Annotated in this window: 10 protein-coding genes; 2 read left to right on the top strand and 8 right to left on the bottom strand. The window is 32.0% G+C overall.

What is annotated here, in order from left to right:
* Positions 1–138 precede the first annotated feature (138 nt).
* Both ABV008_RS06955 and ABV008_RS06950 read left to right on the top strand, forming a co-directional pair.
* On the top strand, positions 139–618 hold the full coding sequence (locus ABV008_RS06955) for a hypothetical protein (protein WP_352419094.1): 480 nt from the start codon (positions 139–141) through the stop codon (positions 616–618).
* A gap of 409 nt (positions 619–1,027) precedes the next feature.
* Complete coding sequence (locus ABV008_RS06950) at positions 1,028–1,219, top strand: thioredoxin family protein (RefSeq protein ID WP_352419125.1); 192 nt, start codon at positions 1,028–1,030, stop codon at positions 1,217–1,219.
* A 106-nt stretch (positions 1,220–1,325) separates the two neighbouring features.
* Here the strand turns inward: ABV008_RS06950 and ABV008_RS06945 are convergent, their stop codons facing one another.
* The 8 genes from ABV008_RS06945 to ABV008_RS06910 form a co-directional block, all read right to left on the bottom strand.
* Positions 1,326–2,597: a metallophosphoesterase gene (locus tag ABV008_RS06945; protein ID WP_352419093.1), complete on the bottom strand. Its 1,272-nt coding sequence runs from the start codon at positions 2,595–2,597 to the stop codon at positions 1,326–1,328.
* Positions 2,598–2,795: 198 nt separating this feature from the next.
* Entirely contained in the window at positions 2,796–3,263 is a 468-nt protein-coding gene (locus ABV008_RS06940) for a GNAT family N-acetyltransferase (RefSeq protein WP_352419092.1), read from the bottom strand.
* Between the two features lie 55 nt (positions 3,264–3,318).
* Positions 3,319–3,549, bottom strand: a complete 231-nt coding sequence (locus ABV008_RS06935; protein WP_352419091.1) for a DUF2164 domain-containing protein — start codon at positions 3,547–3,549, stop codon at positions 3,319–3,321.
* A gap of 151 nt (positions 3,550–3,700) precedes the next feature.
* Positions 3,701–4,870 (bottom strand): iron-containing alcohol dehydrogenase, encoded by a 1,170-nt coding sequence (locus ABV008_RS06930; protein ID WP_352419090.1) that lies wholly within the window; start codon positions 4,868–4,870, stop codon positions 3,701–3,703.
* A gap of 193 nt (positions 4,871–5,063) precedes the next feature.
* A complete protein-coding gene (locus tag ABV008_RS06925) occupies positions 5,064–5,990 on the bottom strand; it encodes a DUF2935 domain-containing protein (protein ID WP_352419089.1) in 927 nt (308 codons plus the stop codon).
* A gap of 131 nt (positions 5,991–6,121) precedes the next feature.
* Positions 6,122–8,902 carry a VWA domain-containing protein gene (locus ABV008_RS06920; protein ID WP_352419088.1) on the bottom strand — a complete coding sequence of 927 codons (2,781 nt, stop codon included), beginning with the start codon at positions 8,900–8,902 and terminating at the stop codon, positions 6,122–6,124.
* A complete protein-coding gene (locus ABV008_RS06915; RefSeq protein ID WP_352419087.1) occupies positions 8,892–10,685 on the bottom strand; it encodes a vWA domain-containing protein in 1,794 nt (597 codons plus the stop codon). Before ABV008_RS06915 ends, ABV008_RS06920 begins: the two co-directional genes overlap by 11 nt.
* Positions 10,686–10,689: 4 nt before the next feature.
* Positions 10,690–11,559, bottom strand: a complete 870-nt coding sequence (locus ABV008_RS06910; protein ID WP_352419086.1) for a DUF58 domain-containing protein — start codon at positions 11,557–11,559, stop codon at positions 10,690–10,692.
* Between the last annotated feature and the right edge of the window lie 243 nt (positions 11,560–11,802).

The following is an 11,802-nucleotide window of genomic DNA, read 5'->3' as shown; positions in this document are numbered from 1 at the left end:
TGCATCTGCTCAAAGCTACAAACTTTTATCTATCTTTTTGAATGCCATTTATTAACAATCTGTAATACTTTTTACAATTTGGTGGTTAATTGTTAATATTTAGTAAACAGGTGAATGTGAAAGGAGGTGCAATTTGTTATGAGAAAAAGATTATTAGCTAAACTAATACTTGTTCTTGTATTAATAAGCACATTAAGTACTTTTGCATCAGCAGATAAAAGAATGAATCAAAGCCTACATGTCTCCTCTAATAATACATCTATAGATGCAAAATCTTCTACCGTTACGGAGCAAGAAACCAAACAAGAACCTTATGTTGAGGATGGAGTTTTGATGTGTAGCTGTGGTATACCTTATTTTGAACATCTTGAGCAAAACAAAAACAAAGATGAAATTCATTTATTAGCTCCTACATGTGGATGTGGTGGTGAAATACTTACAACTGTAACTAAGTATGAGTGGTTTTATACAAGAGCGCAAAGAAAATGTATTCACCATTATTACGGAGATGATTATGAGATGGAGAGAAAAGTAGTAACTAAGTATAACTGTAATAATTGTAGTTACCTAGAATATGTCTCAGATAGTGAATACAAATGGGAATGTAGAGGTTGGTAAGTATAATTTAAGGAAACAGGTACCTTGACTTATAGTCAGAGTACCTGTTTCTTCGTTTGTAAGGTCTTTAAATTTTTAGGTTTTACATTCAATTTCTGTATCTCCTTAAAATATTAGAGTTATCTTATTATTGAAGTATATATGGTGTATTCCCTTTAGTTTGCTATGTCAATAGTTTTATGTAAAAGAATGAATAAAAGAAAATAGCTCTTAGTCTAATAATAGATTAAGAACTCTTTATTGTAACATTTTATATTTATTATATTTTAGATTTATATAGAATTTCTAAATATTATATGTGTAAAATTATGATATAATCTTATTAAAGTACTATAATTGAATTGGAGGTATATTTATGGACATTAAACTATTAAATGAAGTTTGTTGAGGAGGCAATAAATTAGCTCCCATCGTTGATGCGGCATTAAAAAAAATGAACTTAAATTATAGATATGAACTAATTGAAAATCCTATTATACTTAAAGAAATGGGAATAACAAATACTCCTGCAATGGTCATAAACGGAAAAATTATTTTAGAAGGTAGGATCCCAAATGTGTTAGAAATGATGGAAATTTTAAAGAAGGCCTTTAATGAATAGTCAATTCGAGAATCCCAATTTTGAACTAACCCTGTTATTTTGAAATAAACAACTTATTGTTATCCGAAAATTCATTTTCACTCATACTGAGTATATAGCTTTTTATTCAGTCCGGTAAAGTATCTATTAGAGTATAATATTCTTTGTCATTAATTGTACTAATTAAAGTATTATTTCTAAAGCCATTAAAATATTCTACATTTAACTTAGCAACTAGTTGAGCCATGGATTTGAATTCTTGTTTTTCAGGTTCAGCTAGTTTTTCTACAATGATATTGTAATATTTTTCATAAGATTTATTTTCAAAATAATTCCTTGAATATTCAAGAAAATTTGTTAAGTTATTGTCTTTTATTTTATACTTTAAAGCCCAGCTTTCTACATCAATCTTATTAGCGTTGTATTCAAATCCATTATCCAAACAATACTTTAATTCTCCATATAGATTTGGATATGCTAATATGCTGCCTGTAGCTATATCATATAATTTACTATCATCTAATACATGACTTTTGATGCTTTGCAAATGAATATGTCCTGTAAGGACCATTTCAATTCCTAGTTTGCGAAAGACTTCCAAGACTTCTTGACTATTATCTATTACATAATCCTTGTTGATTACTGAATTGTGTGGTAGCAAGTTGTGATGCATAGAAGCAATTAAACAAGCATTCTTTTCCTTTGCTAAGGCAGAACACTGCTCTATCCAATTAAGAGTTTTGGAAGAGAGCATTCCTCCTCTTTCTGGTGTGCCTGATGATTTTGTTTTATCTTTTTTAGTAGAATCAATCATAAGCAACCATAAATCTTCAGATGGGGTAACTAAATAACTTAAAGAATTCTCGTCTCTTGAAATAGATTCATTGTAACCAAAGGAGTTATAAATCTCAGCAAATTCCTGCATACTAATGGACTCGGTCTTACAAGGCTCTTTACCAATATAATTACTAGCCCATGGATTTTCTATGTCATGGTTACCCGGTATTACAAAGACACAGGTTCCCTGCTCCTCAATTATACTTAACTTATTTGAAAAATCTAAGTGACTTTCTCTTTCTCCATTACATGTTAAATCACCGCTTATAATTAAAAAATCTGGTCTCTTGTTTTCAACCTCCCATACAAGAGTATCCATTATTTCATTTGCATAGTTAAGCAGTTTTCCATCATTTGAACAACAGAAATTCTCAAAAGCTTCATCTTCATTGTATGTGTTTTTAGATATATAATGAGGATCTGAAACTATAAAGAAGGTCACTTTCTCTCCAGAGGGAACCTTGCAACTTGGAGTAGAAAAGGTTGCTTTATTCATGCAGCCAGCTAAAATAATATGACAAAAGCAAATTGAAATAACTAAAAATATCTTTTTTGAACCCATAGACACACCTCTCTTTCTGGCAAATCGCTGAAAAGATAAAATGTCATTTTTGTTCATATAGATAATATTGTTCATAATGTTCGTGTTAATCCTATTATACCATAAAAAGGCATGTCTAAGTGATAGTCTTTATAAATAAATCTCCAAAATTGCTTAATCAAAAAAGGCAATCGAAGAAACAGGCACCTTGACTAATAATCAAGGTGCCTGTCTCTCCGAATTGGCTGATTTATATAGCATTTCAACATGAGGTATATCGTCTTCTAGATATATATCTGAAACTTCTTCAAATCCAAAGCTTTTGTAGAAATCTTTTATATATACCTGCCCAGAAATTCTAATAGCTTTCTCGTTTAAGCTCTCTTCAATGAATTCTATTGCTTTCAAAAGCATCTCTTTAGCTAATCCTTTTCCGCGATATTTTCGCAAAACTAAAAATCTACCAATGGATACTTCGTCATAAGAAATACCTTTATTTAATATTCTCGAGTATGCAATAACATCTCCGTTATCCTCAAAAAATAAATGATATGCTTGTTTATCCTTTCCATCACAGTCCTGATAAGGACAATTTTGTTCCACAACAAACACTTCATTTCTTGCTTTCAAAATATTATATAATTCTTCAATTGTTAAATCTTTATACTTTTTTATTATCCATTCCATTTCAGTATCTCCTTATTTCTTAATTTTATGTCAAGCTACACCTTTTCCATATCTGCTAATACTTCTGAATTTCCAGCAAATCTTCTACCATTTCACTCATTCTTCTATATGAATCATAGACCCCTTGATTATAAAACTCAGGTCCCAATTTTTCTGTAATAAAATCTAATATTAGCGTAGCTGCAAGATAACCTATTTCTTCGTCTCTTTCTTTGGCAAAGTAATCTATAATTGCTGCTATCATCTTTTCCTTTTTTTCCTTACTTAATATGATTTTGTTGTTCATGTGCTTAATCTCCCTTCAATAACAATTCTAAAGATTTCATAATATAATTATAAATGAAATCAATGTTATTTTACTGTTATTCCACATATATTATTTTTTCCCTTCATAAAATAATGAGAGGAACAACTAATAGGTTGTTCCTCCAATTATTTTATAATGCTTTTTTGTAGACTTCTAGTACATCTTCGTATCTAAGAGGCTTGTAAGAGCCTACTGTTCCACCATTATAATCTGTTACTGCTTTGGCCATTTCTTCTAAGTTTTCTTCTCCTATTCCTAGTTCTCCTAATGTTTCTGGTATTCCTAAGGATTTGAAGAATTCCTGAGTTTTATCTATGGCTTCATTTGCAATGTCATAGTCGTATTTGTCATCTTCAATATCCCATACATTTTTTCCATATTCAACAAATTTTGATACTGTACTATCATCTAAAACATGTCTCATCCAAAATGGCGTCAATATTGCTAAGCCCACACCATGAGTAATATCATAATAAGCTCCTAATTCATGCTGCATTGGATGGACACTCCATATTGCTTCTTTTCCGTATCTAATAAGTCCATTTATAGCAAGACTTGAAGCCCACATTAAATTCGCTCTTGCTTCGTAATTTTCAGGCTCACTAATAGCTATTGGTCCGTATTTTATACAAGTTTTTAATAGACCTTCTGCTATCTTATCCTGTACAAAGGCTCCTCTATTATTGCTAAAATATGATTCTAGTATATGACTTATAATATCAGCTGTTCCTGCAGCTGTTTGACTTGCTGGTACTGAAAACGTATATGTTGGATCAAGTATAGAAAACTTAGGTGCCATATCAGGATGGCCTATTCCTAATTTCTGCTTAGTTTCTTGATTAGTGATTACTGCTCCTGCATCCATTTCTGAACCAGTAGCTGATAATGTAAGTACTGAAGCAATTGGAAGTACTTTATCTATTTTAGCTTTTCTAATAACTAAGTCCCAAGGATCTCCTTCATAGAAAAATCCCGCAGCTATTACCTTTGCACAGTCTATAGTACTACCTCCACCTACTGGCAGTATAAAGTCAATATCATTTTCTCTACAAATTCTAATACCTTCTCTTACACTTTCTATTCTTGGATTAGGTTCTATTCCACTTAGTTCCCAAAACGGAATGTTTTCTTCATTAAGTATACTAACAACCTTGTCATAAACACCAATTTTCTTTATGCTGCCTCCACCATATGCAATTAAAACCTTTGAACCATATTTTTTGATTTCTTTTCCCAACTCTTGAATTTGATCTTTTCCAAAGAAAATCTTAGTTGGTATAGAATAATTAAAATTTAGCATGATTTCCTCTCCTTTGTATATTAAAAATATTAATTTTTTTCTTCTAAATCTAATATACCCTAGATTAAATCTTTTAACTAGCTATTTAATAACTAATCTCTCCTTGTAGTCCCCAAAATAAAAAAGAAAGCAAAAAAACAATTCTCAATTTTTTATGCTTTCTTAAGATTCCTAATACTTTTTTAACATCTATTTAAACAGCTTGCTGAAACTTTCTTAGTAAACGTATAAAGTGATTGGATTCACGAAGAACATGATCTCCCAATAAAGGTATTATTACAGATTTTATCTTACATTCAAGTAATCCTTGTGTGCCTTGGGTATTAAAATCACGAACTCTTTTTGTAGTCTCAAGGCTTTCATCTGTAACCTTTGAAATTGGTAAAGTTTTTTCTATAGCCTTTTTCACGTCTTCTGTTAATTGATCAAACTCCTTGCCAAAATTATTAGCTAAGTTAAATAGTTCATTTTCTGTTGGGTCAAGTAACCCTCGTATAAATTTTGAATGCTCTGCCATAATCCTATTCCAGAATAACTCTTGTTCATAAATCTCTTTTTCTACATCAATTTGCTCTCTTCTTTGAAGTCTATCAACCATTCGCAAATATAACTTTGCTTCCCTTAAAATATGGTCAATTAGTAATGGATAATTAACTGTAAACATATTGCATGACAGAACATTTGATAAAATCGTAGTCTTAAAGTCTATTAAAGCAGTTATTAATATCATTGCTTTTTGATTAAGCATATAAACCGCTTGCTCTAGCATTGGGTTAAATCTCACGAAGTCTCCACCCATTAATCCAAACTCTGCTTGTGTTAGACTAGTTGGTATTTCTACACCTGTAAGATATGATGATGCCATTTCAGCTTTTAGAGTGTATGGCGTTACTACTTCACCAGATTGAATAACACTAGAACTAACAACGCCATTTGAAAGTAAAATAGTTTCACCTAAAAGCCCATCAAATTCAGTTCTTAAAACATCTGCCCGTTGAGAAAAACTTACATCTCTTGGCGTAAATCCTACTTCTAGAAAAAATGAATGCTCCTTCATAATTCTAGCGAAAAAAAGATGTATTTCTAGGGATTGTCTTATAAATTCAATATTTGATAGCATGACACGCCTCCTTCTATTTTAATAAGGCCCCTTTTTGCTATCATAATATTATTTATTGCTCTAACTAGTTACACTATTAAGCAATAATTTCAAATGCTTTTTATATAAAGAATTTTGCTTGTAAATTAACATTATCTTCTTTTCTTGTCCTTTGCCTTTAATAACCTTGACGTATCAAGACCTAAGTTTGAAGCTTTCCCTTCCTCTTTTTCAATGTTATGCTTCTCATCTATTGTAATATAATCTTCAGCTTGAATACTTGCTTTTTCTGTGTCTTTTGCTTCTTTTTTTATCTTTTTTTCTTGAACTTTAGTGGTTTTTTTCTTAGCCACAAAGATACTTGCACCCTCATTATTTATTTTCTTTCCAAGTCTAATATTTCCAAGATTTAGCCTTCTAATAGCTATATCAAAAATAAAAAGTATTAGTGCTATTGAAAGAAGTACAGTATATAACTCCCTACTTCCGTAAACTCTATCTAAATCATCTGAAAAGACTTCACTTGGACTTGTGATGAATTTACCGCCTGATTTATTTTTTATTAACTCAAGTCTATTACTTGTAGCAGTTATATCGTATTCCTTAGAGTAGTTTGAGGTTACTGCATAGTTTGATGTATTGATTAATTCATCATCTTTGTATTGATTAATCTTAACTATATATACACCCTTATCAGATACAGGAAATGTTCCTCTAAACTCACCTGGCTTTGATGGAGATAGCTCTAAATCAGAGCTTTCTAAATTTGGTTTTATTATAGTCGCCTTTGTTGATAATCCTTCTATAAAGCCCTCAATATTAGTTACTATAATATCTTCTTCATCCCCATTATTAATAGACTCAAAGGCAATGTTCTCACTAGATGCTCTAGGGAAGGTCCATTCAATCATATTCTTGATAAAATCAATACCCACTTCAGTATTTAAATAATTTGAGCTCCATCCTCCATTTAAATCTGAAGTCCAAGCCACACTTCTTCCCAGTCCGTACTGCCATTCTGCAAGTACTGGGTCTCCGGCATTGCTTGTTAGAATTGTAGTAGCTCTATCTTTACTAGATGTTCCAATATATCCATCAAGGCTTGGTATCCCTTCCGCAAAGGGGCTGATAATATCATGCAATGAGGTAATAGTTGGAGTAAAGGTTTCGTTGTTTATATAAGATTTTGAAGCTAAAAATGTTTCTTTGGTAAATATCTGAGGTATTGATGAAAACTCATCTGCAAAATAATATCTGCCCTTACCACTATTGGCAATCCACTCAAGCAGGCTAGTATCAGAGTCTGAGCCGACTGCAACTGTTGACACTGTAATTCCTGCCTCATTTATACCTTGCATAACACTTTCATAGCCTGTGGCTTCTGCTTGACCATCAGTAAGGAGAATTATATGTTTTAGCTTTGTATCTGCATCCTTCAAGGCCTTATATGCTTCATCTAGTGCAGGAAGTATACTAGTTCCTCCTCCTGCTCTAATAGTTCCTATGGCTGATTTTATCTTTTCTTCATCATCTGTTGTTGATAGCTTAACTACCCATTGGGCTGCTCCATCAAATGCTATAACTCCTATCTGGTCCTTCGGCTTAAGTGAATTAACTGCCTTTATGGCTGCTTCCTTTGCAATTTCCATTTTATTTATGCCATATTGGCCACTATCCATACTTCCTGATTTATCTATTACCAGCATAAGACCTAGGTTAGGTACTTCACCTTTTACCTTCATTTCCATATCTACAGGAAGAATCTCTTCTAAGGGAGTTTTATAGTATCCTCCAAGGGCAAAGCTATTTTCCCCTCCTGACACTACTAATCCACCACCAAAGTCTCTTACATAGCTCTGTAATGAGTTTAAAAATTCTATTTCTATATTTTCAAGAGACACGTCACTCATGATTATAGAACTATATGAAGCTAGCTCAGCTAAGCTTCTAGGTACTTCCCTGTCTTTTATATATCTAACATCTATTCCTGAAGCTGTGAGAAGTTTATCTAATTCCCTTCCCTGCTGGCTTTCTCCGTCAATTAGTAATACTCTTGGTGTTCCCTTTATATCAGTATAAGTTGAAAATTCATTGTTTTGAATGACCGTATCATCTGCAGTTGTTATGACAGCCTTATATGTCTTAAAGCCTGAACCCTGTGCTACATCACTAAAAACAAATTTATTATTACCCTTTTCAATATTTATTTCTTTTTCGCCTGACAATTCATTATCTGAATAAAGAGTAAGTTTTCCCTTAGTCTTTACATTACTGTAAATGTCTATGACTATGTCAAACTCTTGGTTTTCATAAAGCCTCTTTGGAATGTCAATTCCATTTAATTGAATATCCTCACCTATATTCTTTTCAATATTATATATTTTAAAATCGATATCCTTTTGATTAATCAGAGAAGCCTCTTTTGAGCTATCTCCTATATTCTCTTCTCCATCTGTAAGAAGAACTATTCTTTTCATGCTATCAGATGGTAATAATGTCTGGGCTATTTTTAAACCTTTTTCAATATTTGAAAGCCCCGCTCCAGGTTTAGTTTGGAACTCTACTGACTCAAGTCCATCTCTAAGGGGTAACTCTACTTCTCCATTCTGTCCAAAGGTGATTATTCCTACTTTGTCTTTCTTAGTTGTATTTTTCAAGGCTTCTTCTATGAATCCTTTAAAATGTCCCTGTGAATTTCTAGTACTGTCAGATAAATCTACTGCAAATATAGTGGCAGTAGTATCAACAAAGGATCTAATATTCATTCCTGCTAGAGCTAGAATCAATAAAAAAGCTATTATGCTACGTACTGTCAATATTGTTCTAGATTTTTCTTTATTCATTGATCTTAATGCATTTCTGAAATAGAAAAATAAAGCTAGCATTAAAGGTATCAGTAATAAAGCTAATGGAGTGCTAAAATTAATTGCCACGATTATACACCACCCATTCAACTGCTAATATCAAAATAGCTATTAAAAGCAAGATACTCCCTATGTTTCTCTCACCTTTTACTTTGTTTTGTCTCTCTATGATTTGCTCCTGAACTTCCTTAGATACTGTTTCGTATTTTGATTCATTAAGAGTGTCTGCATTTGAAACGAAATAGCTGTTAACTGTACTTTTATCTAATTTTTGTTCTACCTCATATACTCCAATATCTTTTGTATCAGTAAATGGTGCTAATGGAAATGGTGGTCCAAGCTTTTCCTTATCTCCAGTTGGTTTAAAAACACTTATTTCTTTACTATTAGGTAAAACATCTAGATATAGGCTTTCTCCTGATAAAACAGATGTCTTTTCCTGTGTACTCATATTTAATGAATACTCTAACGTGTTTTGAACGAAAATTGGAAAATCTACTTGAAGAGGAAAATCTGTATCGTGTAAATCAAATCCTATTAAAATGTATTTTTGATTGTCTTTTTGACCCTTTGCAATTACCGGATTATCATTTATCAATAACACTGGCTCTATCCAGCTAGTATCTTCAATGTATTTAGATTTACCTATTGAAAAATCTAGGCTTACATATCTAAAAAGCTCATCATTCAAAGCCTTAATTTCTCCTGAGTCAACTACCTTTTCAGTAAATATGTCACTGCCTGTAGGAGCTATCATTATTATATTTCCATCTGTAGGCAGCTTATCTGGTGCTAGCCCGTCAAATATATATAGCTCATAACCACTAATATTTTCTGGGATTTCATTTGTCTTATATAATTCAATATTGCTATTTAAACTTACTGCCTTCTCTAAGAATACATTACCCTTTGTAATTAAAAGAGTCTTTTTTACAGAGTTTGTATTTACTATATGATACCTTACATTGTCAGCCGTCAGGCTATCATCTACATCAGCTTCGGCTCTTAGAATTCTGGTGCTTGGATTAATGTTCTGCCAATAAATGCTGGAGCTTTCTCCAGGTGAAAGGCTAGTTTCTTTTACATCGTATAGACCATCATCTGTATATAGTGATAAATCAAAAGTAATGTCCTCATTAGAGTGGTTAGTAACTGTTGTAAGGGCAGTTATTCCATTAGAATCCATTGAGTGCGAAATATTGTCTATAGCAACATTTCCCTGCTCTCCATCAATATAGTTTAAAAATAGCTTGTCTATATCAGTATCAATCCATTTATCTGTGTAAAAAAGTATTGAGTAATTATCCATATCCTTTGTCATTGCATTTAATAGTGATAGAGTTTCCTGGATATTGTCTTTTGAATTAGTTGTTTTTATGGAAGCTAATTGTCTCTTGGCAAGCTCTTTGTTTTTCGTATTATTTAATATTATATTTGGTGATGTATCCATAGTAATAATAGTAACTGATGTATCGGGTCTTAGATTATCTACTATCTTTTCTGCTTCTTTTTTTGCAATCTCAAATCTAGTGCTGTCACCTGAGCTTCCCTGCATACTCATGGATGTATCAAGGACTATAATTGTATTTCCACTGCTTATATCTGATGAAAATATATATGGTTTTGCTAATGATAATACTATTAAAGAAAATATGAGCAACTGCAAAATAAGCAGAAGATTTTTTCTTAATCTCTGCCATGGCCTATTTGCTTCAACATCCTTTAGAGCCTTCTCCCATAGATAATTACTAGATATTACAATGTCTGTATGTTGTTTTTTTAATAAATACATTATTATAATTGGAATGAGTCCAATAAAAAACAAAAAGAAAAGTGGAGAGTAAAAGCTCATTTTATCACCTCAAAATCCCTACATTAGTTAGATTATCAAAGATTATGGATTCTATTGAAAATTCATTTGAAATAAGTGTGTATTGGCAGCTGAACTTTCTAGATATTTCTCTATTTCTATTTATGAAATTCTTAAATGTTTTCTCATATGAATTTAAAACAGATTGGGTCATAGATATATCCTTACCTTCCTCTGTTTCACTGTCTATTAATCTCATATCTCCTGAGTAGACAGGACTTATTTCTTCAATAGATAACAGGTTCAGTACTACTATACTTTGATTCATAAATGCAAGATATTTAACCCCGTCCTGAAAATTATCTGAGAACAAGTCTGATATTATTATTGAAATACCTCTCTTATATGCCCTTGTTTTTATATACTTAAAAAAGTCTTCTGATTTGTCAAAGGCTATGCCATCTAAATATGAAGCTAATCTATGGACATTGTTTTTCCCATTTAATTGCTCTAGGGATTCAAGCTTGTTGGTTCCGTGGGTGTAAATATTGACTCTATCCATATTTGCTAAGCTTAAGTACCCTAGTACAAGAGCTAATTGCTTTGCTAGTGTGGATTTTTTAGGACTGCCAAAATCCATAGACTTAGATGCATCTATGAAAATATTTATGTTTGCTTCTCTTTCCTCCATAAAAAGCTTAATAAAAAGCTTTTGGAATCTCCCATAAGCATTCCAGTCGATTTTTCTAAAGTCATCTCCTGGTACGTATTCTCTAAAATCAGAAAATTCTACTGAGGAGCCTTTGCTCTTGGATTTCCTGCCTCCACCATAGCCTTGATTTAGTGTAATAGTTGTATTTAATTTTAGAGATTCTAGCTTTTTTAGTAAGCTGCTATCTATGAGTTTTTGTTCCATGTGATCAATCCTTTTTAACAGTAGTTAAACGGTTGTTGAACGATAGTTAAACAGTAGTTGAACGGTAGTTAAGCGATTGTTAAACTATTGCCACACTATTGTTAAACCGTTAGAGATCCTTCGCAAGGAAGGTTAATACTGCCCATCTCAGGATGACAGGTTTTTTGTCATTCTGAACGAATGTGAAAAATCTCGCTTTTATTCTCAATTTTTAACTCTTAATTCTTAATCTTTATTTCTTAA

Origin of the sequence: Proteiniborus sp. (assembly GCF_040308045.1) — a bacterium.
GTDB lineage: Bacteria > Bacillota > Clostridia > Tissierellales > Proteiniboraceae > Proteiniborus.
Note: the sequence above shows the minus strand (reverse complement) of the source record. Positions and strands in the feature narration are given on the sequence as shown.

Excerpts from the sequence above, each read along its gene's own strand:
- ABV008_RS06955 (WP_352419094.1), top strand. The coding sequence starts at position 139 with ATGAGAAAAAGATTATTAGCTAAACTAATACTTGTTCTTGTATTAATA.
- ABV008_RS06935 (WP_352419091.1), bottom strand. The coding sequence starts at position 3,549 with ATGAACAACAAAATCATATTAAGTAAGGAAAAAAAGGAAAAGATGATA.
- ABV008_RS06945 (WP_352419093.1), bottom strand. The coding sequence starts at position 2,597 with ATGGGTTCAAAAAAGATATTTTTAGTTATTTCAATTTGCTTTTGTCAT.
- ABV008_RS06910 (WP_352419086.1), bottom strand. The coding sequence starts at position 11,559 with ATGGAACAAAAACTCATAGATAGCAGCTTACTAAAAAAGCTAGAATCT.
- ABV008_RS06915 (WP_352419087.1), bottom strand. The coding sequence starts at position 10,685 with ATGAGCTTTTACTCTCCACTTTTCTTTTTGTTTTTTATTGGACTCATT.
- ABV008_RS06930 (WP_352419090.1), bottom strand. The coding sequence starts at position 4,870 with ATGCTAAATTTTAATTATTCTATACCAACTAAGATTTTCTTTGGAAAA.
- ABV008_RS06940 (WP_352419092.1), bottom strand. The coding sequence starts at position 3,263 with ATGGAATGGATAATAAAAAAGTATAAAGATTTAACAATTGAAGAATTA.
- ABV008_RS06925 (WP_352419089.1), bottom strand. The coding sequence starts at position 5,990 with ATGCTATCAAATATTGAATTTATAAGACAATCCCTAGAAATACATCTT.